At 63.3% G+C, this 23,986-nt stretch carries 19 protein-coding genes, 1 tRNA gene and 1 pseudogene; 11 read left to right on the top strand and 10 right to left on the bottom strand.

Annotated features, from left to right (window positions below; genetic code table 11):
* Positions 1 to 10: 10 nt before the first annotated feature.
* Positions 11 to 1,054 (top strand): annotated as a pseudogene (locus RM530_RS18965) (recombinase family protein); the annotation flags it as partial.
* 505 nt (positions 1,055 to 1,559) lie between these two features.
* Here RM530_RS18965 and RM530_RS08550 read toward each other — a convergent pair.
* From RM530_RS08550 to dapA, 3 genes are all read right to left on the bottom strand, one after another.
* A tRNA-Ser gene (locus RM530_RS08550) sits at positions 1,560 to 1,650 on the bottom strand.
* Positions 1,651 to 1,698: 48 nt separating this feature from the next.
* Positions 1,699 to 2,019 (bottom strand): hypothetical protein, encoded by a 321-nt coding sequence (locus tag RM530_RS08545; protein WP_311364807.1) that lies wholly within the window; start codon positions 2,017 to 2,019, stop codon positions 1,699 to 1,701.
* Between the two features lie 3 nt (positions 2,020 to 2,022).
* On the bottom strand, positions 2,023 to 2,901 hold the full coding sequence (gene dapA, locus RM530_RS08540) for a 4-hydroxy-tetrahydrodipicolinate synthase (RefSeq protein ID WP_311364806.1): 879 nt from the start codon (positions 2,899 to 2,901) through the stop codon (positions 2,023 to 2,025).
* A 172-nt stretch (positions 2,902 to 3,073) separates the two neighbouring features.
* On the opposite strand from dapA, the gene RM530_RS08535 reads away from it, so the two are divergent.
* The 4 genes from RM530_RS08535 (at position 3,074) to RM530_RS08520 (ending at position 5,961) form a co-directional block, all read left to right on the top strand.
* The gene (locus tag RM530_RS08535; RefSeq protein WP_311364805.1) at positions 3,074 to 3,613 is read left to right on the top strand and encodes a glycine cleavage system transcriptional repressor; all 540 of its coding nucleotides are present in this window, start codon (positions 3,074 to 3,076) and stop codon (positions 3,611 to 3,613) included.
* Positions 3,614 to 3,652: 39 nt separating this feature from the next.
* Positions 3,653 to 4,117: a peroxiredoxin gene (locus RM530_RS08530; protein ID WP_311364804.1), complete on the top strand. Its 465-nt coding sequence runs from the start codon at positions 3,653 to 3,655 to the stop codon at positions 4,115 to 4,117.
* A gap of 85 nt (positions 4,118 to 4,202) precedes the next feature.
* On the top strand, positions 4,203 to 5,618 hold the full coding sequence (locus tag RM530_RS08525) for a PhoH family protein (RefSeq protein WP_311364803.1): 1,416 nt from the start codon (positions 4,203 to 4,205) through the stop codon (positions 5,616 to 5,618).
* Positions 5,619 to 5,628: 10 nt separating this feature from the next.
* The gene (locus tag RM530_RS08520; RefSeq protein ID WP_311364802.1) at positions 5,629 to 5,961 is read left to right on the top strand and encodes a hypothetical protein; all 333 of its coding nucleotides are present in this window, start codon (positions 5,629 to 5,631) and stop codon (positions 5,959 to 5,961) included.
* A 554-nt stretch (positions 5,962 to 6,515) separates the two neighbouring features.
* Here the strand turns inward: RM530_RS08520 and epmA are convergent.
* Complete coding sequence (gene epmA / locus RM530_RS08515; RefSeq protein ID WP_311364801.1) at positions 6,516 to 7,523, bottom strand: EF-P lysine aminoacylase EpmA; 1,008 nt, start codon at positions 7,521 to 7,523, stop codon at positions 6,516 to 6,518.
* Between the two features lie 12 nt (positions 7,524 to 7,535).
* Entirely contained in the window at positions 7,536 to 8,105 is a 570-nt protein-coding gene (gene efp / locus RM530_RS08510) for an elongation factor P (RefSeq protein ID WP_311364800.1), read from the bottom strand.
* A 58-nt stretch (positions 8,106 to 8,163) separates the two neighbouring features.
* Between efp and epmB the strand changes: the two genes are divergently transcribed.
* Together epmB and RM530_RS08500 are read left to right on the top strand one after the other, a co-directional pair.
* The gene (epmB, locus tag RM530_RS08505) at positions 8,164 to 9,174 is read left to right on the top strand and encodes an EF-P beta-lysylation protein EpmB (protein WP_311364799.1); all 1,011 of its coding nucleotides are present in this window, start codon (positions 8,164 to 8,166) and stop codon (positions 9,172 to 9,174) included.
* Between the two features lie 4 nt (positions 9,175 to 9,178).
* Complete coding sequence (locus RM530_RS08500; RefSeq protein ID WP_311364798.1) at positions 9,179 to 11,242, top strand: EAL domain-containing protein; 2,064 nt, start codon at positions 9,179 to 9,181, stop codon at positions 11,240 to 11,242.
* Between the two features lie 301 nt (positions 11,243 to 11,543).
* Here RM530_RS08500 and htpX read toward each other — a convergent pair whose 3' ends face one another.
* The 3 genes from htpX to parE all read right to left on the bottom strand — a co-directional run bounded on the left by htpX (position 11,544) and on the right by parE (position 16,719).
* Complete coding sequence (gene htpX / locus RM530_RS08495; protein WP_311364797.1) at positions 11,544 to 12,428, bottom strand: protease HtpX; 885 nt, start codon at positions 12,426 to 12,428, stop codon at positions 11,544 to 11,546.
* 80 nt (positions 12,429 to 12,508) lie between these two features.
* The gene (gene parC / locus RM530_RS08490; RefSeq protein ID WP_311364796.1) at positions 12,509 to 14,737 is read right to left on the bottom strand and encodes a DNA topoisomerase IV subunit A; all 2,229 of its coding nucleotides are present in this window, start codon (positions 14,735 to 14,737) and stop codon (positions 12,509 to 12,511) included.
* 95 nt (positions 14,738 to 14,832) lie between these two features.
* Entirely contained in the window at positions 14,833 to 16,719 is a 1,887-nt protein-coding gene (gene parE / locus RM530_RS08485; RefSeq protein ID WP_311364795.1) for a DNA topoisomerase IV subunit B, read from the bottom strand.
* Between the two features lie 245 nt (positions 16,720 to 16,964).
* Between parE and RM530_RS08480 the strand changes: the two genes are divergently transcribed.
* The 3 genes from RM530_RS08480 (at position 16,965) to dxs (ending at position 20,249) form a co-directional block, all read left to right on the top strand.
* Positions 16,965 to 17,231, top strand: a complete 267-nt coding sequence (locus tag RM530_RS08480) for an exodeoxyribonuclease VII small subunit (RefSeq protein ID WP_311364794.1) — start codon at positions 16,965 to 16,967, stop codon at positions 17,229 to 17,231.
* Complete coding sequence (locus tag RM530_RS08475) at positions 17,228 to 18,130, top strand: polyprenyl synthetase family protein (RefSeq protein WP_311364793.1); 903 nt, start codon at positions 17,228 to 17,230, stop codon at positions 18,128 to 18,130. The genes RM530_RS08480 and RM530_RS08475 overlap by 4 nt, the downstream gene beginning before the upstream one ends.
* A 181-nt stretch (positions 18,131 to 18,311) precedes the next feature.
* Positions 18,312 to 20,249: a 1-deoxy-D-xylulose-5-phosphate synthase gene (gene dxs, locus RM530_RS08470; protein ID WP_311364792.1), complete on the top strand. Its 1,938-nt coding sequence runs from the start codon at positions 18,312 to 18,314 to the stop codon at positions 20,247 to 20,249.
* Between the two features lie 10 nt (positions 20,250 to 20,259).
* Here the strand turns inward: dxs and RM530_RS08465 are convergent, their stop codons facing one another.
* Both RM530_RS08465 and cysG read right to left on the bottom strand, forming a co-directional pair.
* A complete protein-coding gene (locus RM530_RS08465) occupies positions 20,260 to 21,156 on the bottom strand; it encodes a DNA/RNA non-specific endonuclease (protein ID WP_311364791.1) in 897 nt (298 codons plus the stop codon).
* A 9-nt stretch (positions 21,157 to 21,165) separates the two neighbouring features.
* A complete protein-coding gene (cysG, locus tag RM530_RS08460) occupies positions 21,166 to 22,536 on the bottom strand; it encodes a siroheme synthase CysG (RefSeq protein WP_311364790.1) in 1,371 nt (456 codons plus the stop codon).
* Positions 22,537 to 22,686: 150 nt separating this feature from the next.
* On the opposite strand from cysG, the gene cysB reads away from it, so the two are divergent.
* Positions 22,687 to 23,670: an HTH-type transcriptional regulator CysB gene (cysB, locus tag RM530_RS08455; RefSeq protein WP_311364789.1), complete on the top strand. Its 984-nt coding sequence runs from the start codon at positions 22,687 to 22,689 to the stop codon at positions 23,668 to 23,670.
* Positions 23,671 to 23,986: the final 316 nt, after the last annotated feature.

Raw genomic sequence — 23,986 nt, 5'->3', positions numbered from 1 at the left:
AGGAAGAGTCATGAATCTTGTCATGGAACCGAAGCTTCCAACGCAGGGCAAGCTGAGAATAGCCGTCACGTACTGCCGAGTGTCATCGAAGCGCCAAGCTGAACAAGGCAGCGGCGTCGAATCTCAAGCCACGCGATGCCTTGAATATGCGAAATACAAAGGCTTTGACGTAGTGGCGACTTTCAGCGATAGCAAATCAGGTGCGCTGACAGACCGACCCGGCATGCAGGAGATGCTGGCGTTTCTACGCAAACATCGTAAAGACCGTCCCGCCGTCATCATTGATGATGTCAGCCGTTGGGCGCGTTCAATTACGGCGCATTGGGAGTTGCGGGCCGCGTTGGCCAGCGCGGGAGGCGAGTTGTTTTCGCCGAGCATCGAGTTCGGCGACGATCCGGATTCCCAGCTTGTCGAAAATCTGCTGGCGACGGTGAGCCAGCATCAGCGTCAGAAGATCGGCGAGGTCGCGCAGCATCGCAGCCGTGCCCGCCTGCTCAACGGCTACTACATCAATCCCAAACCGCCTGTAGGCTACAAGTGGGTCAAAGACCCGTCCGGGGGCGGAAAGATCATCGTTCGCAACGAGCCTCTGGCGAGCATTGTCGCCGCAGGCTTGGAGGGCTACGCCTCCGGCAGGCTGCAACTGAAAGCCGAGGTCAAACGCTTCTTCGAGCAGCACCCTGAGTTTCCTCGGAACTACCGGGGTGAAGTCAGCAATCAGGATGTGGAGCGCATTTTATCGCGGGTGACGTACGCCGGTTACATCGAATGCGAAGCGCGGGATGTGTCCTTGCGCGTGGGTAAACACGAGCCGCTCATCAGCTTCGAGACTTTCCAGAAGATTCAACAGCGGATGAAGGAGGGGGCGTACGCCCCGGCCCGCAAGGACGCAGCGGAAGCATTCCCGCTTCGTGGTTTCGTAACCTGTGGGGACTGCGGTAAGCCTCTTACGGCGTGCTGGAGCAAGGCACGCAATGGAACCCGCCACCCGTACTACTACTGCGTCACCAAGGGCTGTGAGAGCCGCAGCAAGTCCATTCGCCGCGATGTGATCGAGCGTGAGTTCGGTAAGCTAGTGCAAGCGTTGCAGCCGTCCAGGGCGATGTTTACAGCGCTACAGGCGATGTTCAAGGACTTATGGGAGCATCGGCGGAGCTGGCAGCAGGACCGCCGCAAGCATCTTGACGGGCGTCTGCGCGAACTGGACCGGGAGACGGACAAGCTGGTGACGCGCATCGTCGAGGTGGAGTCTTCGACGGCGGTTGCCGCCATCGAGCAACGCATCAAAGCGGTGGATGCCGAGAAGATCGTCTTGCGCGAAAAAGCCGCTCAAATCACGCAGCCGAAACGGCCTTTCGAGCAAGCACTTCGAACCGCGTTGACCTTCCTTGCAAACCCTTATGAACTCTGGGTTTCCGGTCGCTTCGAGCACAAGCAGGCGCTGCTGAAACTGGCGTTTTCCGAGCGTTTGCAATATGTGCGGAACGAAGGCTTTCGAACCGCAAAAACCACCTTGCCTTTCAAGGTGTTAGGGTCCTCGCAAGCCTGCAATGTGAATATGGCGGAGAGAGAGGGATTCGAACCCTCGATACGGGGTTACCGTATACACGCTTTCCAGGCGTGCTCCTTAAACCACTCGGACACCTCTCCGGCGGGCGCGCATTGTAGCCGATGTGCGCCGCTTGAAAAGCCCTGCGTTCAACCCCCTTCCGGAGGAGGAGGCGCCATCGGCGTGGCGATGGGGTCGGCACCGACCAGACGTGGCGGCATGTCCAGGCAACGTTGCTCGGACTCGCCCTCGGCGTTGACATAGGTTTCGGCAAAGCCGCCGCTGGTGCCACGACCTTCGGGCACGCTCAGGGCGCCCTGGGAAACAGGAATCGTCAGCCCTTGCGTCGCCTGCAACGGTGGCAGCGGACGCGCCTTCTGGTAGTTCTGTTCGCCGGAACAATAGCGTGTCTGCGAGCAGGCGGTGAGCGTCAGCGCGCTCAGGGCCATGGCGAGAAGCATCGGTTTCATCAATCAAATCACTCCAGCGTATTCGAGGCTGTGTCGCACGGCAGTACGATGCCGTTCGTCCAGTGGCACCAGCGGAAGGCGAATTCCTTCGGGGATTCGGCCCATTTCCCGCAGGGCCCATTTCACCGGGATCGGGTTCGGATCGCAAAACAGGTCTCGATGCAGACCTTCAAGACGGCTGTCGAGTTCCGCTGCAAGCACCGAATCGCCGGCCAGCGCGGCACCGCACATCTGCTGCATCAGCCCAGGCGCAACATTGGCAGTGACCGAAATGTCGCCATGGAAACCCAGCAGTATCGACTCGCGTGCCGTCGCATCATCACCCGAATACAGCGCAAACTCCGGCGGCAGGCCAAGCGCCAGCAATTCGCGAACGCGCGTAAGCTCGCCCTTGGCTTCCTTCAGGCCAACGATGTTTGGTACTTCAGACAGGCGTTTGACCGTGGCCGGCAACATGTCGCATCCAGTGCGGCCGGGCACGTTGTAAAGCACCAGCGGCAGGTCCACGGCCTCGGCCACGGCGCAGTAGTGACGATAAAGCCCTTCCTGCGGCGGCTTGTTGTAATACGGCGTGACCAGCAGCGCGGCCTGCACGCCGACGCCCTGCGCGGCGCGGGTCAGTTCGATCGCCTCGGAAGTGGAATTCGCGCCGGTCCCGGCGATCACCGGAACACGGCCGGCCGCGTATTCGACGACGCGACGCACCACGTCGATATGCTCTTCGTAGTCGAGCGTGGCCGACTCACCGGTGGTACCGACGGCGACGATACCATCCGTACCCTCGGCGATGTGCCATTCCACCAGTTGCTGCAGGCCTGGGTTGTCGATGCTTCCGTCCGCCTGCATCGGCGTGACGAGCGCGACAATACTGCCGGTAATCATGCTCGGGAGAAAACCAGAAAATTGGGACGCGCGAGTATATCCGAATCGATTCCGCACGCTCGCCAAGCCGGGGCTTGCGCGCCGGTGGGGGACCGCTAAACTGCGCGGAAATAAAATCCTTCCAACCATTCCCAAGTCCTTCGGACTTCGACGGTAGGCCTGAAGCGCCGAAATGCCCCCAATCGAAAATCTTTTGTCCCTGTCGGTGCTCGCCACGCCGCGTCCCCAGCTCGCGCTGGAGCTGTTCCGGGCGATCCGTGAGCGCGGCTGCGAGGTCGAGGATTGTCGAATCGCCTCGGTTGGCGACCGGCTTTCGGCCAGCCTGCTGATCTCGGGGAGCTGGGCGGCGCTTGGACGGCTGGAAACCGCGATGCCCGGTATCGCCCAGAAACTCGATCTGCTGGTGCAGTTCAGCCGCTGCGGGCCGCGCGAACCGGCTCCGGACTTTCGCCCCTACGCGGTGGAAGTGATCGCACCTCAGCAGCAGGATCTGCTGGTGCATCTGCTGGAGTTCTTCCACGGGCAGGATGTGGATGTTTCAGAGATATCCACCCAGAAGTACGCCTCGACCTATACCGGAGCCGGCATGTGCAGCGTGCAGATGGTGGTGCACGTACCGGTCAACCAGCATCCACAGGCACTGCGGGAGTCTTTCATGGATCTGTGCGACGATCTCAATGCAGACGGTATGCTGGACCCCATCAAGACCTGATACGACAGTCCCATAGCCCGACATCACCACGGGGAGTGCATGAGCATCGCGATTGGCAAGTCTCTTCCAGCGATCAAACTGGCCGCCACCGGAGGCCGCGAGGTGGACCTGAAGTCCTACAAGGGCAAGCCACTGGCTCTCTACTTCTACCCGAAAGACAACACCTCGGGCTGCACCCTGGAAGGCCAGGATTTCTCTGCGCTGTATCCCGAATTTCAGCGCACCGGCGTCGAGATCGTCGGCGTTTCGCGCGACAGCGTGCGTTCCCACGAAAACTTCCGCAGCAAGTACGGCTTCCCGTTCACGCTGCTGTCCGACCCGGACGAGCTGTTGTGCAATGCGCTCGACGTCATGAAGGAGAAAAGCATGTACGGCCGCACCTACATGGGGGTGGATCGCAGCACCTTCCTGTTCGGCGCCGACGGCAAACTCAAACGGCAGTGGCGTGGGGTCAAGGTCAAGGGCCACGCCGCAGAAGTGCTGGAGGCGGCGCAAAGCCTTTGACCCGATTGACTTTCAAGCATCTCATCCGCGTTCTCCCTTCAAATCGCCGGCGTGATGCGAGGCCGGCTCCGCCGACGGTCACCGAATGAAGCCAAGCCGTATCTTCGTGCTTGACACGAACGTGCTGATGCACGATCCGAGCAGCCTGTTCCGCTTCGAGGAACACGACCTGTTCATTCCGATGGTGGTGCTCGAAGAGCTCGATGCCGCCAAGAAAGGCACCAGCGAAGTTTCGCGCAATGCCCGCCAGGTCAGCCGGGTGCTCGATGATCTGATGCGGGGCCGCGGCCATGCCGAGATCAAGACCGGACTGCCCCTGCCGGCCGTGCCCAACAGCACGCAGGGGGAATCTCCGGCAACCGGACACCTGTTCTTCCAGACGCGGCCGCCGGACCTCACGCTGCCGGACGTGCTGCCGGGCAACAAACCGGACAACAGCATCCTGCTGACGGCCCTGTCGGTGCAGCAAGAGTTTCCCGAGCGCAAGCTGACGCTGGTGTCCAAGGACATCAACCTGCGCATCAAGTCGGCGATCGTGGGCGTCCACAGCGAGGACTACTACAACGACCAGGTGCTGGACGATCTGGATCTGCTGTATCGCGGCTACGACGATCTGCCGGCCGATTTCTGGCAATCGCATGGCGAAACCATGGAGTCCTGGCAGGACGAACTGGGCCGTGCCTGCTATCGCGTGAAGGGTCCGCTGGCACGCGAATGGACGCAGAACGAATTCCTGCATCTTCCGGGCGAAACCAGCGCCGACCGCGGTCTGGAGCTGATGGTCCAGAATCTCAACGGCGAAACCGGTGAACTTCGCGTGATTCGCGATTTCCGCCACGGCAAGACGCCGGTCTGGGGCATACACGCCAAGAACCGTGAGCAGAACTTTGCGCTGAACCTGCTGATGGATCCGGAAATCGATTTCGTCACCCTGCTCGGCGCCGCCGGCACCGGCAAGACCTTGCTGACGCTGGCGGCCGGCCTGGCGCAGACTCTGGACGAACCGCGTTTCCGTGAAATCATCATGACCCGTGTCACGGTCCCGGTCGGCGAGGACATCGGCTTCCTGCCCGGCACCGAGGAAGAAAAGATGACGCCGTGGATGGGCGCGCTGATGGACAACCTCGAGGTGCTGACTCAGACCAGCGAGGCCGGCGACTGGGAACGCGCAGCCACCAACGACCTGCTGTCCAAGCGCATCAAGATCCGCAGCCTCAACTTCATGCGTGGCCGCACCTTCCTGAACCGGTTCATCATCGTGGACGAGGCTCAGAACCTCACGTCCAAGCAGATGCGGACGATGATCACGCGCTGCGGCCCCGGCACCAAGATGGTCTGCCTCGGCAATCTCGGGCAGATCGACACCCCCTACCTGTCCGAGACCACATCGGGCCTGACCTACGTTGTCGACCGCTTCCGTGGCTGGCCGCACGGCGGCCATGTCACACTGGCGCGCGGCGAACGCTCACGGCTTGCCGCCTTCGCGTCGGACGTTCTGTGAGGACACGAACATGTTCGGAATTCTGGCACGCGGCATGAAGGATGGAGCGCTGGCCATGTCGCTCAAGGCCTTCGTCAACGACCGCTTCAGAGCGTACGGAGAAGTGCTGGACTGCACTGCGGATACCAAGAGCGGCAAGCTCACGCTGCATGCCATGCTCAAGGGTGAAAAGGAACCGGTGACGGCCACGATCGAACGCTACGAACTCGAGTCCGAGGGCACGGAGCGCTACATCGTGCCCAAAAGCTTCTCCAGTTCGCGCGCCTGGCTGACCACTCTGCTGAACCAATTCGTGGCCAACAAGCGGTTCAAGCTGCCCGGCACCGTCAGCAAGTTTCTATAGCCGCGTTCGGTCCGGCGCCGGCACGTGGACGAGTCCCGATAGCACGAGCTGTGTACTGCGTGGCCGGGCACCGCGCTCGATGTGAAATGGGGCGACGCGCTGGCGGCCAGCGTGGACGGCAAGATGTTCGCGCTATAGCGTCTCGGCGCTCCCAAGCAGCCTGTCGGACTTAGGGGGTCGTCGCGAGGGTTTGGTCCTGTGAGATGAAAATTTCGGGAGACCGAGGCGAATATCGGGAATTATTCAACAAGGGCGCCCGGAATTTTCAGCCGCAGGGCCGAAGTCGCAGTCGATCATCCTGAGTCCGACGGGCTGCTAGGCCGGACGCGTCTGGTTCAAGGAGGACGATCATCGCATTCTGGAACTGACCGATCAGCCGCGGGCCTGTCAGCAGCGCCCTATCTGGCCTGCACCAAGTGGATTCAGGTTGATGAGCCGGAACGTTTCGGCAATGAGTGGCTGAAGCAGGGCATACGCCGCGCCTACGAGTTCGTCGCCGCCCGACTGAGCCGGAAACGACAGCATGAACTGAGAATCGCGTAAGCGCCGGCCGCTCAGGCGCGTGAAAACTCAAACGGCAGCACGCGCGCCAGCTCGGTCTCGCCGCACAGCAGCATCAACAAGCGGTCCAGACCGAGCGCCACGCCGGCGCAATCCGGCAGGCCGTGACGCAGCGCTGCGATCAAGGCTTCGTCCAACGGCGGCACCGGCTTGCCATGTTCACGCCGCCAACTGCGGTCGGCTTTGAAACGGCACTGCTGCTCCTCGGCCTCGCCGAGTTCATGGAAACCATTGGCCAGCTCCACGCCGCGCCACACCAGCTCGAAGCGTTGGGCAAGCCCGCCCTCCACGCGCGACAGTGCCGCTTGCGAGGCCGGAAATCCATGAACGAAGCAGGGCTGATGTTCGCCCAACGCAGGCCCGACCAGCAGGCTCATCGCCAGATCGCGCCAGAAATCGGGGTCCGCTGCCTGGGCGTCGTCGACGTCCGGCAGCGGAACCCGTCCCTCCAAGTCAAGCCGAAGCTGTGCCGCCGGCTGCATCGGATCGAAACCGGCATGCCGGACGAAGGCTTCACGATAACCGAGGCGTTCGAACGGCTCGGCGGCGGTCACGCCCAGGCTGCGGCACAGCGCCTCGACCTCGTCCATCAGTCCGTGATGATCCAGGCCGGGCCGGTACCATTCCAGCATCCTGAATTCTGGGTTGTGCAGCCGGCCGGATTCCTCGCACCGGAACACTGGGGCGATCTGGTAGATCGGCCCGCTGCCGGCGGCCAGAAGGCGCTTCATCGCGAACTCGGGCGAGGTTTGCAGAAAGCTTTCGGGACCCGGGGCCCGGGTCCCCGGTCCCGAAAAAGGAACGGCGACGAAGCTTTCGATGTGGCGGTCGACCGTGGCGTAGCGCGACAGAACCGGCGTATCGACTTCCATGACGCCGCGCTCGGCGAAAAAACGCCGCACCTCGGCGAATAGCGCTGCACGCCGACGGAGCCCTTCAATCGAGGCCGAAGGCCTCCAGAGGTTTCCGGGTCCCAGGCCCCGGGTCCCCGGCCCCGACATCCGTCCGATCCGCTACTTGCTGACGCGCGACAGGTATTCGCCGCTGCGGGTGTCGACCTTGATCACTTCGCCCTGCTGGATGAACAGCGGCACGCGCACCACCGCGCCGGTTTCCAGTTTGGCCGGCTTTCCGCCGCCGCCCGAGGTGTCACCGCGAACACCGGGGTCGGTCTCCACGATCTGCAACTCAACGAAGTTCGGCGGATACACCTGCAGTGGCACGCCATTCCACAGCAACACGGTGCAGTTGTCCTGTTCCTTGAGCCAGATATTGGAATCGCCGACCGCCTTGGCGTCGGCCTGCAGCTGCTCGAAGCTTTCCGAATCCATGAAGTGCCAGAATTCGCCATCGTTGTAGAGATACTGCATCTCGGTTTCGAGCACGTCCGCGGCTTCCACCGTGTCGCCGGACTTGAAGGTGCGCTCGATCACGCGGGCGTTCTTGAGGTTGCGGATCTTGACCCGGCTGAAGGCCTGACCCTTGCCCGGCTTCACAAATTCGTTCTCGACAATGACGTACGGGTCGCTGTCGAGAATGATCTTGAGGCCGGATTTGAATTCGTTGGTGCTGTAGCTCGCCATGGAAATCCCGAATTGGTTACTTGCCGGTGCGGCATGCACCGGCCAGAATGCGGCGCGCATGATAACTGCAAACTCCCCGCGCCCACATCCCCCGCTCTGGCAACAGGCCTTACGCGCCGCGTTCTCCAAGCCGGCGTCACTGCTCGAATTTCTGGAACTCGATCCGGAACTGCCGGAACTGGCGTTGTCGCGCGTGGCCGATTTTCCGCTGCGCGTGCCGCGCGGCTTCGCCGCGCGCATGCGCAAGGGCAATCCGAAAGACCCGCTGCTGCTGCAGGTCTGGCCACGCGCCGCCGAAGATGCGGCGCATCCCGATTTCATTCGGGATCCGGTGGGTGACCTCGACAAACTCGGCCAGGGTGGCGTCATCCACAAATATCGCGGCCGTGCCCTGGTGGTCGCCACCGGGGCCTGCGGCGTGCACTGTCGCTACTGCTTTCGCCGGCATTTTCCGTATGCCGATGCGACCGCCTCGCGCAGTCGCTGGCAGCTCACGCTGCAACGGATCGCGGACGATCCGAGCATCGAGGAAGTGATCCTGTCCGGCGGCGATCCGCTGAGCCTGTCCGACGACAAGCTTGCCGAATTCGCCGAAGCCCTGGAATTCATTCCGCACGTCCAGCGCTTGCGCCTGCACACCCGCCAGCCGATCGTGCTGCCTGAGCGAATCGATCAGACCTTCATGGACTGGATCTCACGCGGCCGGCTCGACAAAATCATCGTCCTGCACGCCAATCATGCCAACGAACTGGACGAGGCCGTAGCCGAAGCGCTGCGCCCCCTGTCCGCGCTGGGCGTCACGCTGCTGAACCAGTCCGTGCTGCTGGCGGGCGTCAACGACAGTGTCCCGGCGCTCGCGGCACTATCAAAACGTTTGTTGGCATGCGGCATCGTCCCCTACTATCTGCATATGCTGGACAAAGTCGCTGGCAGCACGCATTTCGAAGTCTCCGAACACAGGGCGGCAGCGTTGCTGCGCGAACTCCATCACTGCCTGCCGGGGTATCTAGTGCCAAGACTCGCCAAGGAAGAACCGGGACAGCCCGCGAAAACATTGCTGTCATGGTGATCGTTTGAACACGCAGGTTTCAGCGCTCGGCTCCGGCTCAGTGATCCTGGTGTTCAGCGCATCCCAGAACAGCGCGCGTACCGTCGAGAGTCACCTGCGCAACGCCGGTCACCCGGTCCGCGCGGCCTGGCTGACCGACCTGGAAGATCTCGACGACGCCTTGCGCCGCGCCGCACCGGATCTGGTGCTGTGCGCGCAAGGCCTGCCCAATGCACCATTTGGCGGGGTGCTGGCCCTGTGCGCCGAGATCGCCTCCGACGTTCCGGTACTCATGCTGGCCGAGCAAACGCCCGGGGAGCAGACCGTGCATGCGCTTCAGTTGGGCGCCCGCGACTGCGTCGGCGTTCAGGACGATCGGTCGCTGACGCATCTGGAACGCATCTGCCTGCGCGAACTTCAGAATCACGGCCACAGACAGGAAATTCGGCGTTTGCGTATGCAGCTGGCCGACTTCGAGGCGCGGCACCGCAATCTCGTGGCCGGCACGGCGGACGCCATCGCACAGATTCAGGAAGGTATCGTCGCCAGTGCCAATCCCGCCTTCGCGGTACTGACCGGTTTCGACACGCAGACCGAGCTTGACGGGCAGCCGCTGATGGACCTGATCGCCGAGCCTGATCGACCGCGCGTCAAGTCCCATCTGCGTCAGCTGCAGAAGGGCAAATCGACCGAGGATTCTCTGGACTTGCAGTTGTTGCATCGCGACGGCACCCATCGACAGGTCACCGCATACGTGACGAAGGAGGAGCAATCGGCAGACAGCCCGATCCAAATACTGATTCGCAGTGAAGCTGGCGTATCGCCGGAGGCGGCAGGCCCATCGGATTCACGCACACAGCTGTTCAAGGCCTTCCATGCGATGAACGGCAAGCCGAACACCGGCATCGCCGCCCTGATGGCCTTGCGTGTGGACGACGCCGACCGCCTGGAGGAACGTCTGGGCCTGGTCGATGCCGACGAGGTCTTTGCCACGCTGCGCGAACTGGTCGCGGACCTCATTCATGCCCAGGACAAGCTGTTCCGCACCTCGGCCGCCGAATGGACGCTGATGGTTGCCAACCGCAAGGGACTCAACGTGGAGGCAATGGCCGAATCGATCCGCAAGGAAGTCTCGTCGCAGCTGTTCAGGACCGCCCGCTTCGAAGCCCACCTCACCACCACGATCGTGGCGTATCCGCTGGCCGAGGACAGCGATCTGCGGCTGGTCAACGATGAAATCGTCTTCGAAGCGCGACGCAGTGCGGCCCAGGGCAGCAACCGTGTGCTGGTGCTGGGCCCCAAGGCCGAAAGCGAACAAGCCGAAAAGGAAAGCCAGCGCCAGGCCGGCCGCATCCGCCGTGCGATCGAGGAACGACGACTCAAACTTGCCTACCAGACGATCGCCAGCCTGGAAGGCGATACCCAGCAGTATTTCGACGTATTCGTGCGCATGATCGACGAAACCGGACAGGAGCGCTTGGCGCGAGAATTCCTGCCGGATGCCGAGAAACACGGCCTGATGAAGCTGATCGATCGCTGGGTGACCTCGCGCTCGCTGAGCCTACTGGCCAAACGGGCAGAGACCCACGACCGCGCCTGCCTGTTCGTGCGGCTGTCCGAAGACACCCTGCGCGATGCCGAAGGCTTCCTGCACTGGTTGCATGAGCAGACCAAAACTCGCGCCCTGGGCGCCAACGAACTGGTTTTCGAAGTCCGCGAAGGCATCGTCCAGAACCACATCCGCAAAGCCAAACTGCTGTGTGCCGGACTCGCGGAACTCAAGGCCGATCTAGCGATCGATTACTTCGGCGCCGGTGCCAATTCAGCGCCACTGCTGGGGCATGTCACGGCCCGCTTCGTGAAGTTCCATCCGTCCTTTACCCAGGAATTCACCGACCTGACGAAACAGAAGCGCCTCAAGGAGTTGCTCGACGTGGCACGCCAGCGCAACGTCAAGGCCATCGTTTCGCATGTCGAAGACGCCAACGTGATGGCGCGACTGTGGCAAATGGGCATCAACTTCATCCAGGGCAACAGCGTGCAGGAACCCGAAGTCGTACTGCTGTCTGCGGATGTGCATGTAGGCTAGAGCGCCGCCTGCGACAAGCCACTCATTTCGCGCAAAGACGCAAAGAAAAACATCAAAATGGTGTTGCATCAGCAGCTTTGTTGTTCTTGGTGTCTTTGCGCGAAACAATCGCCGTTCAAGCCCGGCCCGCAACGGGCCCTGGCAGCCTGTCGGACTTAGGGGGTCGTCGCGAGGGTTTGGTCCTGTGAGATGAAAATTTCGGGAGACCGAGGCGAATATCGGGAATTATTCAACGAGGGCGCCCGGAATTTTCAGCCGCAGGGCCGAAGTCGCAGTCGATCATCCTGAGTCCGACAGGCTGCTAGGCTGCGGCCTGGTTCAGACGCGCGATACGCTCTTCCAGCGGCGGGTGCGTGGAGAACATCTTGGCCATCTTGCCGCCGCGGATGCCGAACGCCTGAATCTGCTGTGGCAACTGGTTCGGCGCCTCATGGAAGCTCTGCAGGCGCTGCAAGGCCGAGACCATCTTGCGGCGTCCAGCCAGATGTGCGCCGCCGGCATCGGCGCGGAATTCACGCTGACGGCTGAACCAGCAGACGATCGCACTGGCGAGAATGCCGAACACGATTTCCAGCACGATCACGCACAGGTAGTAACCCATGCCGATGCCCTGGCTGTCCGAGCCGCGGCGGAATACGAACTGGTCCACGAAGTAGCCGACGACGCGTGCCAGAAACATGACGAAGGTATTGACCACGCCCTGGATCAGGGTCAGCGTGACCATGTCGCCATTGGCAACGTGTGAAATCTCGTGGCCGAGCACGGCCTCGACCTCTTCCTGAGTCATGCTGTTCATCAGTCCGGAACTGACGGCGACCAGCGCCTTGTTCTTGCTGGCCCCGGTGGCAAATGCGTTCGGCACCGGCGAGTCGAACACGGCCACTTCCGGCATGCCGATGCCAGCCTGCCGCGCCTGGCGCTGCACGGTCGACAGTAACCAGGCTTCCGCGGAATTGCGTGGCTGCGTGATGAGCTTGGCGCCGGTCGACCATTTCGCGATCGGCTTGGAGATCGCCAGCGAAATGAAGGCGCCGCCGAAACCGAACACAGCACAGAAAATCAGCAGGGCTTCGTAGTTGAGACCATTGGCCGTGAACCAGCGGTTCACGCCCAATACCGAGGTGACAATGCTCAGGACCAGCACCACCGCAATGTTGGTGCCGAGGAAAAGCAGTATGCGCTTCATGGGTTCAGATATCGCCTGGTGATGACAGAGGAATTCTGGGGGCTTGGACCGCGAATTCAAGCCTGGGTTCGCTCGCCGACTCAGACCTCCGTGGCCGGATACACCGCGTCCACGCGCTGGAAACCACGTGGCAGATGGCTGCCACGGCTCGCACGCGCGCCCTGATACGCTGCGACGTCGCCCGGTTTGAGGGTAAGCGTGCGCTTGCCGCATTCCAGCGTCAGGCTGGCGCCTTCACCGAGCACGCAGCTGGCGATGATGCGGTCCTCGCCACGCAGCGTGATCAGCTTGTTGCCCTTGCCCTTGCCGAGTTCCGGCAGATCAGCCACGGCGAACACCAGCAGACGCCCCTCGGCGGTGATCACCGCCATGCGATCGCTCGCGACCGAGGTGCACAAGGCCGGCGGCAGGACGCTGGATTTGGCGTCCACGCTGATCACGGCCTTGCCGGCGCGCTGGCGCGTCTGCATTTCACCGAGCACCGCGACAAACCCGTAGCCGGCGTCGCTGCCGAGTACATAGCGCTGTTCGGCGTCGCCGAACAGCAAGGCGACGATGCGCGAGCCGTCCGAGAGATCCAGCTTTCCGGACACCGGCTCGCCGTTGCCGCGCGCGGACGGCAACCCGTGTGCAGGAATCTGATAGCTGCGTCCCTGATTGTCGAGCAGGATCAGCAGCTGATTGGTCCGGCCCTCGGCCGAACACAGAAATTCGTCACCGGCGCGGTAGGCCATGCCGGCCGCGTCCACGCCGTGTCCCTTGGCGGCCTTGATCCAGCCGGCCTTGGACAGGATGACGGTGACCGGTTCGCTCGGCATGATCTCGGTGACCGTCATCGCCTGCGCCGCAGGACGGTCGACAATGGGACAACGCCGCTCGTCACCGTACTTGTTGGCGTCGGCCTTGAGTTCGTCGGCGACCAGCTTGCGCAGCTTGTCGTCCGAGCCCAGCAGTTCCTGCAGGCGATCGCGCTCTTCGGCGAGTTCAGCCTGCTCGCCCTTGATCTTCATTTCCTCGAGACGCTGCAGATGCCGCAACTTCAGGTCGAGTATGGATTCGGCCTGAGCATCGGACAGGCTGAAACGCGCCATCAGCGCCTGTTTGGGCTCATCCTCGAAACGGATGATGCGAATCACCTCGTCGATATTGAGAAAGGCGATCAGCAGGCCATCAAGGATGTGCAGCCGGTCCTCGACCTTGCCGAGGCGGTGCTGCAGGCGCCGCGTCACCGTGGCAACGCGGAATTGCAGCCATTCCACCAGGATGTCGCGCAGGTTCTTGACGCGCGGCCGGCCATCGAGCCCGACCATGTTGAGATTGACGCGGAAGCTGCGCTCGAGTTCGGTGGTGGCGAACAGGTGCGCCATCAGCTGATCGGCGTCCACGCGATTCGAGCGCGGCACAATCACCAGACGGATCGGGTTCTCGTGGTCGGACTCGTCACGCAGGTCCTCGACCAGCGGCAGTTTCTTGGCGCGCATCTGGTCGGCGATCTGCTCCAGAATCTTGGCCGGCGACACCTGATGCGGCAGGTGCGTGATGACGATGTTGTTGTCCTCGCGCTCCCAGCGCGCGCGGCCGCGAATCTGGCCGTTGCCGGTTTCGTAAACGCGGCGGATATCCTCGGGTGGGGACACGATCTCGCAGCCCGACGGAAAGTCCGGCGCCTTGACGAATTCGCACAGCGTCTCGATGCGCGCATTCGGATACTTCAGCAGATGAGCGCAGGCGCCATGCAACTCGTGGATGTTGTGTGGCGGAATGTCGGTGGCCATGCCCACGGCGATGCCGGTGGTGCCGTTCACCAAGATGTTCGGCAGGCGCGCCGGCAGCAGCTTCGGCTCCTTGAGCGTGCCGTCGAAATTCGGCGCGAAATCGACCGTGCCCAGGTCTAGCTCGGACAGCAGCGCCTGCGCGTACGGCGCCAGCTTGGCCTCGGTGTAGCGCATCGCCGCGAACGACTTGGGATCGTCCGGCGAGCCCCAGTTGCCCTGCCCGTCCACCAGCGGATAGCGGTAGGCGAACGGTTGCGCCATCGTCACCATCGCCTCGTAGCAGGCTGAATCGCCGTGCGGATGGAACTTGCCGATCACGTCACCGACGGTGCGCGCGGACTTCTTTGGTTTGGAGTTCGGCCCCAGGCCGAGTTCGCTCATCGCGTAGACGATGCGGCGCTGCACCGGCTTGAGTCCGTCCGCGATGTGCGGCAGGGCGCGGTCGAGCACCACGTACATCGAATAGTCGAGATAGGCCTTTTCGGCGAATACGCGCAGCGGGATGCGTTCGGCTTCGGTTACTTCTGTGGTCACGGCGAGACGATAGTCCTTGGCGGCCCGTCCCTGTCACGGTTCGGGCGGATACGGATGAAGAAAAGAATCGGCCAATTCTAGCCAGCAACGCCGCCTCAGACCTCGACTTCGGCGCGATCGCCCTTGTCTTCCAGCCAGGTTTTTCGATCCGAAGCGCGCTTCTTCGACAACAGCATGTCCATCATCAGGTCGGCCGGTTCTTCATCCAGCGTCAGCTGCACCAGGCGCCGCGTATCCGCGGCCATGGTGGTTTCGCGCAGCTGCAGCGGATTCATCTCGCCCAGGCCCTTGAAGCGGGTCACGCTGATCGCGCCGCGGATGTTCTCGGCCTTGATCCGGTCGAGAATGCCGTCACGCTCGGCATGGTCCAGCGCGTAGAACACCTGCTTGCCGACGTCCACGCGGAACAGCGGCGGCATCGCGATGTAGACGTGGCCCGCCTCCACCAGCGGCCGGAAGTGGCGCAGGAACAACGCACACAGCAGCGTCGCGATATGCAGGCCGTCCGAATCGGCATCGGCCAGCACGCAGACCTTGCCGTAACGCAGGCCGGACAGGTCTGAAGAGCCCAGATCCACGCCGATCGCCACCGAAATATGGTGAATTTCCTGCGAGCCGAGCGCGATGTTGGACTCCACCTCCCAGGTATTCAGAATCTTGCCGCGCAATGGCATCACCGCCTGGGTATCGCGATCACGCGCCTGCTTGGCGGAACCGCCCGCCGAATCACCCTCGACCAGGAACAGTTCGGTGCGGCTCGGGTCGCTGGACACGCAATCCGCAAGCTTGCCGGGCAGTGCCGGGCCTGAAGTGATGCGCTTGCGCTCCACCACCTTGGCCTGCTTGAGCCGGCGCGAGGCGTTGCCGACCACCCATTGCGCGATCTGTTCGCCGGTTTCGGCGTGCTGGTTCAACCACAGGCTGAATGCGTCGTGCGCAAGCCCGGAAACGAACGAGGCCGATTCACGCGATGACAGGCGCTCCTTGGTCTGGCCGGCGAACTGCGGATCCTGCATCTTGATCGACAACACGTAGTTGCAGCCGTTCCAGACATCCTCCGGCGCGATCCTGACGCCGCGCGGCAGCAGGTTGCGAAAGTCGCAGAACTCGCGCACGGCCTCGGTCAGGCCGGTACGCAGGCCGTTGACGTGGGTGCCACCCTGCGCGGTTGGAATCAGATTCACGTAGGACTCGCCGATCGCCTCGGGCGCGTCCGGCGCCCACACCAGCGCCCATTCGGCTTCTTCGCGCGCACCCTTGAACAGACCGGTGAACGGCTGCGCCGGCAAGGTTTCGATGTCCTTGAGCGCATCCATCATGTAATCGACCAGGCCGTGCTCGTACTGCCAGACCAGCTGCTCCTTGTTGATCTGGTCATCCAGCATCACTTTCAGGTTCGGGCACAGCACGGCCTTGGCGCGCAGGTTCCGCTTGAGCTTGCTCAACGAAAACCTGGCGGTATCGAAATACGACTCGTCCGGCCAGAAACGCACCTGCGTGCCCGAGCGGGACTTGGCGGCAGGACCGACCACCTGCAGATCGCCCTGACGCTCGCCGCCAGCGAACTCGATCAGGTGCTCGGCCGCATTGCGCCATACGCGCACCTGCAACTTTTTGGAAAGCGCATTGACCACCGACACGCCCACGCCGTGCAGGCCGCCGGAGTACTGGTACATCTTGTTCGAGAACTTGGCGCCGGCATGCAGCTTCGTGAGAATCAGCTCGATGCCGCTGACGCCGTGCTCGGGATGGATATCCACCGGCATGCCGCGCCCATCGTCGCGCACCTGCAGCGAACCGTCCTCGAACACCGTGACCTCAATGGTCTTGGCATGCCCGGCCAGAGCTTCATCGACGGAATTGTCGATAACTTCCTGGGCCATGTGATTGGGCCGTGTCGTATCCGTGTACATGCCGGGACGACGACGCACCGGGTCGAGACCGGAAAGGACTTCGATCTGATCTGCGCTGTATTGACTCACGATGGTGCTGGCTGGATGTGCGAGAGGGCTTGAAAGCCGCCGGACAGTAGCGGAAGCCCGGCCTCAGGCGCAACCAGAACGGCCATTCCGTGCGGACCGGCGAGCCTGTGACGTTCACGCCGCCCTCACGACGGTATCGCCGAAGCGGCGCGCGCCCTTAAACTTCGCCCTCAGACCGAGCCCCACCGCGCGACAAACCGCGCACTCCGCGCCCGATTTCAGGCCACCGACTTCAGGACACCACCATGCCCAGCCCCCGCGCCGGCAAACCGGATGCCGCCACGACCACCGAGGAAACCGACGCTGTCAGCCGATTCGAAACCGATCTCGGAGAGCTTGAAAGCATCGTCGGACGCATCGAAAGCGGTGAGCTTCCGCTGGAAGAGTCGCTGCGACTGTTCGAACGCGGCACTTCATTGGCGCGGCAATGCCGCCAGGCCCTGCAAACCGCCGAACTGCGCGTCCAGAACCTGCTGGAAAACCCACCGGACGCGACGGACGAAGCACCTTGAACCCGGACGGCGCCACGAGCTTTGTCGACCGCATACCCGACTACCACGCGCGCCTGCATGCAGCGCTGGAGCGCTGGCTGCCCGCAGCCGATCACTACCCCGCCACATTGCACGAGGCGATGCGCTACGCAGCCGAGGGCGGCAAGCGCCTGCGCGCGCTACTGATCTATGCCGCCGGTGAGGCGCTGTCCGTCGCCCCGTCCATGCTTGACGGCGCGGCCTGTGCGGTCGAACTGATCCACGCCTATTCGCTGGTTCACGACGATCTGCCGGCGATGGATGACGATGAACTGCGCCGGGGCCGTCCAAGCGTCCACAAGGCCTACGACGAAGCCACCGCGATTCTTGCCGGCGACGCGCTGCAGGCCCTGGCGTTCCACGTGCTGGCGCACGACGATCGTGGTCCCGAGGCACGGGCGCGGCTGCACATGGTGGATTTGCTGGCGGAAGCGGCCGGCTCACGTGGGATGTGCGGCGGTCAGGCCGTGGATCTGGCGGCGGCCGGCCGCCAGATGAACCTCGCCGAACTGGAGGCCATGCACATCCACAAGACCGGCGCGCTGATCCGCGCCTGCCTGCTGATGGCCTGCCAGGCGCGAACCGCGCTTGACGCGCGCGTGCTCGACGGACTGGACCGTTACGGAAAATGCATCGGTCTCGCCTTTCAGATTCAGGACGACGTACTCGATGTCGAGGGCGATTCTGAGACTCTGGGCAAGACCGGAGGCAAGGACCAAGCGAGCAACAAGCCGACCTTTCCCGCGCTGCTCGGCCTGTCCGTGTCGTCGCAAAGGGCGGCCGAGCTGTTCGTCGAAGCCCATGCTGCACTGGCCCCGCTTAGCGATGCGGCGCTGCCGCTGCATCAGCTGGCCGACCATATCGCGCAGCGTGCCCGATGACGGCTGTGTGAAACTTTCGCCTCGAAAAGACCGCACGGCGGCGACTCCAGTTCGCGAATTCATCTTTTAACTTCATGTTATTAAAGAACAATATACATTTATTACAGCAAGTGTCGATGTTTCCATTTGCCTGCGTCCCTCACCGCATCATAATGGCGCACAAATTGTCTCCCCTCCATTCATGACTGACATCCCAGGCTATGCCTTGCTCGGCCACGTCAACACCCCGGACGATCTGCGCAAGCTCACCCCGGAACAGCTGCCGCACCTGGCGGTGGAGATGCGCCGCCACCTGATCGAGACGCTGGGACGGATTGGCGGACATTTCGCGGCCAATCTCGGCACCGTCGAACTGACGCTGGCCCTGCACTACTGTTTCAGCACACCGCACGACCGCCTGATCTGGGACGTGGGCCATCAGGCCTACCCGCACAAGATCGTCACCGGCCGGCGTTCACGTCTGGAAACGATCCGCCGCTTCGGCGGACTGGCCCCGTTTCCGCACCGCGCCGAATCGGAATACGACGTGTTCGGCGCCGGCCACTCCAGCACCTCGCTGTCGGCCGCCGCCGGCATCGCCGCCGCGGCGAAGATGCGCGGCGAAGACCGTCGCGCCATCGCCGTGATCGGAGACGGCGGCATGACCGCCGGCATGGCTTTCGAGGCGCTCAACCACATCGGCCACCTCGGTCTCGACGTACTCGTGATCTACAACGACAACGACATGTCGATTTCCGAGAACGTGGGCGCGATGCGCGACTACACCGCGCGCGTCGCCGAAAAGCTCGGGCTCAACGCTCCGCACCGCCTGCGCCCGGGGCGTCCGCTTCCGCACGAATCCGGCTCTGAAGGCGAAATCAACGACGTGCACCTGGACACGCCGGGTTCGATGTTCCGCTCGCTGGGCTTCGACTATCACGGCCCGGTGGACGGGCACGAACTGGCCAGCCTGCTGCCGACCCTACAGCGACTCAAGTGTGTTCGCGGCCCGCAGTTGCTGCATGTGCTCACGGTCAAGGGCAAGGGTTTCGACCCCGCCGAGGCGGACCCGATCAAGTATCACGGCGTCACCCAGTTCGATCCCGTGACCGGCGAGTTTCCGCTCAAAAAAGCAGGCGGCAAACCGAGCTATACCCAGATTTTCGGCGACTGGCTGTGCGAGGCCGCCGAACGCAAGGAACGGCTCGCCGCGATCACGCCAGCGATGCGCGAAGGCTCCGGAATGGTCGAATTCGCAAAGCGCTACCCGGACCGGTACTTCGACGTCGGCATCGCCGAGCAGCACGCCGTGACCCTGGCCGCCGGCATGGCCACCGAAGGCGTGCATCCGGTGGTCGCGATCTATTCGACCTTTCTGCAACGCGCCTACGACCAGCTGATACACGACGTGGCGATCCAGAACCTGCCGGTGCTGTTCGCCTTGGATCGCGGCGGCCTGGTCGGCGCCGACGGTGCCACCCACCACGGCGCCTACGATCTGAGCTATCTGCGCTGCATACCGAATATGGTGGTGATGGCGCCGTCGGACGAGAACGAATGCCGGCGCATGCTCGAAACCGGCCTGCAGCATGACGGCCCCAGCGCCGTACGCTATCCGCGCGGCAGCGGCACCGGCGTGGCAATGGACGCGGAACCGCGCCCATTGAGCATCGGCCAGGCGCGCATTTTGCGCGAGCCGATCGGACGCCGCCGTCCGCGTGTGGCGATCCTGGCCTTCGGCAGCATGCTGGCCCCCGCGCTGGAAGCCGCCGAGATTCTGGATGCCACGGTCGTGGACATGCGCTTCGTCAAACCCATCGACAAGTCCGTGGTTTTTCAGATGGCGCAGTCCAGCGACCTGCTCGTCACCATCGAGGAGAACTCGGTGCTCGGGGGCGCCGGCAGCGCCGTCAACGAGGTGCTGGCGGCCCAGCATCAGAGCATCGGCGTGCTCAATCTCGGCTTGCCCGACCAGTTCGTCGAACATGGAACCCGCGAGGAACTGCTGGCGCAGTGCGCGCTGGATTCCGCCGGAATCCAGCGCGCGATCTACAAGCGCTTGCGCAGCAAGGACATGGACGGTGCCTCCGACAACCGTACCGACACCGGCGCCCGCGAGCCGGGCTTGCGCAGCCTCTGAACGAGCCGGTTCACTCGCGCGTGCAGCGACCGCCGCGAAACGAATTGGCGTAGTGCGCCGGGCGATTTGCATAGCTCGTCAGCGACCAGAAGTCGCTGCTCGGCTGTGACTCGAACTGCGCCTCCAGCGCATCGTCGAGCGTCGCGAAGAAATCGAGTCCTGTGACGGCTTCGAGCGCGTCCACGGATACCAGGTAACGGGTCAGAGGCTCGTCGCCGCAAACCGTTTGCGGCACCAGGAACGCCAGCGCCTTGGGCACGGCGTCCCCGTCGACGCGCAGCCAGATTCGATAGAAGGCGGACGGCACCGCCACGCCGCTGTCCAGCCGTCGGCTTGCCGCGTCGAACACCGGGCCGACCATTACGTAAGTGCCTGGAAAGCGGCCGGCGACCCCATCCGCCTCCAGCGCTTCGATCCTTTGCCACAGCAACTGATTGAGCCGCGGACTCTGCGGCACGATATTGCTCATCCGAAAGGAATCGCGCTGCGCCTCGCGTCCATACAGGCTCGCGATCAGATGATTCGGCGCCATATGACCGCGGTCGTAACCGCTATGTGAATAATCGGCTTCGTCCACCGGCCACAGCGTGCGTCGGTCGCGGGTGAAATGATCCGGGCGCGGCGGCGAAGCGCCCTCCGGCAGGCCCGACAATCGGTAGGCCACCCACAGCGGCGTGCGCCACCACTCCGAGTAAGCCAGGCTGAAACCCTCGTTGCGCAACACGTGCGAGCTCAGCCGAATCGGCAAGGACTGCGGCTGCGGCAGGCCGCCGTAAACGTCCGGCGTCGCCGGCGGCAGCAGCACATGAATCAGGGCCGCCAGCAGCAGGATCATGACGCTGAGCAGGGTGGCACGCGGCCAGGCGGCATGTCGACGCGCAACGCGTCTGCGTTTTTTCCTGGACATCGGTCTTTGTCAGGCCTTGTTCTTGAACCAGGCCAGCTGTTCGCGCAGTCGCACCACCTCGCCTACGATGACCAGACTCGCGCCCTCCACGGCGGCGGATCGGACCGCCTGCGGCAAGGAGGCCAGCGTCCCCGTGACCACGCACTGCCGCGCCGAGGTGCCCTCCTCCACCACGGCCGCCGGCCAGTCCGCCGGCAGGCCGTTGTCGATGAGGCGCGCACACACATCGGGCAAGGTGTTGAGCCCCATGTAGATGACCACGGTCTGACCGCGTCGCGCGAGTTGGTCCCAATGCAGATCGAGACTGCCATCCTTCTTCGGATGGCCGGTAACGAAAATGCAGGCCTGCGCATAGTCACGGTGCGTCAGCGGAATGCCGGCATAGGCGGCACAGCCATTGGCCGCGGTAATGCCCGGCACCACCTGGAAAGGAATGCCGGCCGCAGCCAGTTCCGCGATTTCCTCGCCGCCGCGGCCGAACACGAAGGGATCACCGCCCTTGAGCCGCAGCACGCGCTTGCCTTCTCGCGCCAGGCGCACCAGCGCGCCGTTGATGTCCTGCTGCGGCAGCGTGTGCTTGTCGCGCTTCTTGCCCACGTACAGGCGTTCCGCATCGCGCCGCACCAGTTCCATGATCGCCGGCGATACCAGTGCATCGTGCAGCACGACGTCGCACTGCTGCATCAGGCGCACCGCGCGCAGCGTCAGCAGATCGGGATCGCCCGGCCCGGCTCCGACGAGATAAACCTCGCCGTCGCCCGATGTGTCCGTCAGCAATAGCTCCAGGACCGCATCGGCCGCGGCCTCATCGCCGGCCAGCACTGCTTCGGGGGCGGGGCCATCAAGGAAGGCTTCCCAGATCCGTCGGCGCATCGCCTGCGGCACACGTTCGCGGATCGCGGCGCGGCGTTCGCCGATATAGGACAGCAGCCGTCCATAACCGGACGGCAGCATGGTTTCCAGACGTTCGCGCCAGCGCCGCACCAATACCGGCGCTGCGCCGGCCGAGGACAGCGCGATCAACAGCGGGCTGCGGTCCACGATCGCCGGTGTGATCCAGCGGCTGGCCTGCGGATCGTCCACCGCATTGACCCAGACGCCACGCGCCTCGGCTTCGGCGGCAACGCGCCGGTTCAGTGCCGGGTCGTCGGTCGCGGCGATCGCCATACGACAGCCAGCCAGTTGCGCGGGATCGAACGCCTCGGCGACCCGCAGCGGTTTCAGTTCGTCCAGCACCGACTTCGCGACCAGACGGACATCCGCACCGGCGCGACGCAGCAACCGGACCTTGCGCAAGGCCACCTCACCGCCACCCACGACCAGAACGGGCTCGCCTGAAAGGCGCACGAAAATCGGAAAATACGGCCAGGGGGCGGACATGCGCGGGAGCGTATCGCACCTGGAGGGCGTCCGCAGCCGGCGCGCTCCCGCCATATCGAGACGTTTCGCGTGGGTATCAATTTCGATACGCTGAGAACCGCAGAGAATAAGGCGGCAACTCCGCCGCCGGACACACCGGGACGCCGACGCATGAAGCTTCGCCAGTTGCACTACATTCACGAAGTTGCCAAACGCGGGCTCAACGTGACCGCTGCGGCGGATGCGCTGTTCACGTCCCAACCCGGTGTCAGCAAGCAGATCAGGCTGCTTGAAGACGAGTTGGGTGTGGAAGTCTTCATCCGCAACGGCAAGCACCTGAGTGAGATCACACCGGCCGGCCAGCGCATCCTCGAATATGCCGAGCGCGTCCTGCAGGATGTCGCCAATATCGAGAATGTGGCCGAGGAATTCCGGCACAGCGATCGAGGCGATCTGTCGATCGCCACCACGCATACCCAGGCGCGCTATGCGCTGCCGACCGTCATCGAGCGCTTTCGCCGCCAATACCCGCAGGTGCGTCTGCACCTGCACCAAGGCAGCCCGCCGCAGATCGCCAAACTTGCCGCCAACGGCGAAACCGATTTCGCGATCGCCACCGAGGCGATGGAACATTTCGAGGAACTGGTGATGCTGCCTTGTTATCACTGGAACCGTTGCGTGCTGGTGCGCCCCGATCACCCGCTGGCGAAACTGTCACGCCGCATCACCTTGGAAGACATCGGCCAGCACCCGATCGTGACCTATACCTTCGGCTTCACCGGCCGCTCCAAGCTCGACCAGGCGTTTGCCGCACACGGTCTACGCCCCGATGTGGTGCTGACAGCGGTGGACGCGGACGTGATCAAGACCTATGTGCGCCTGGGTCTGGGCATCGGCATCGTCGCCGACCTCGCCTACGACGAGCAGGCCGACAAGGACCTGGTGGCACTACCGGCGGCTCATCTGTTTGAAATGTCGACCACGCACATCGGCTTTCGGCGCGCGCTGTTCCTGCGTGCCTACATGTACGACTTCATCCATCTGTTTGCGCCCCACCTGTCGCGCGAGATCGTGGACAAGGTGGCCGCGATCCCGGAGCACGAGTCGCGCATGAGTGAGGCGCGCCGACTGATTTCGGAACTGAGCGTGATCTGAGAGCGTGAGAGCTTTTCTGCACGCTCCCGGGTTGGCACGCGAATAGCTTGTGCTTTGACATGACGACATCTACTGATCGTGAGCTGGCGCCTATGAAGGCGGGCCTGTTTCCGGACATGCTCGAGTCCAGCGAAGCCGAAGTACGCGAGGCGCTGTCGCAGGGGGCGCCAGGCAGCGAGCGCAAGGCGCGCCGCGGCTGCTGGAGCCCAACCGCGCACGGATTGAGTTGCGGGCGTCGAACCTTGAATCGTTGTTGGCCGAGGACCATCGGACGCGGCTGGTATCCCGAACCAATTCGTGCGTTTTGTATACCGTC

The organism is Banduia mediterranea (assembly GCF_031846245.1).
GTDB classification, from domain to species: domain Bacteria; phylum Pseudomonadota; class Gammaproteobacteria; order Nevskiales; family Nevskiaceae; genus Banduia; species Banduia mediterranea.
This window is presented reverse-complemented; position numbering and strand designations above follow the sequence as displayed.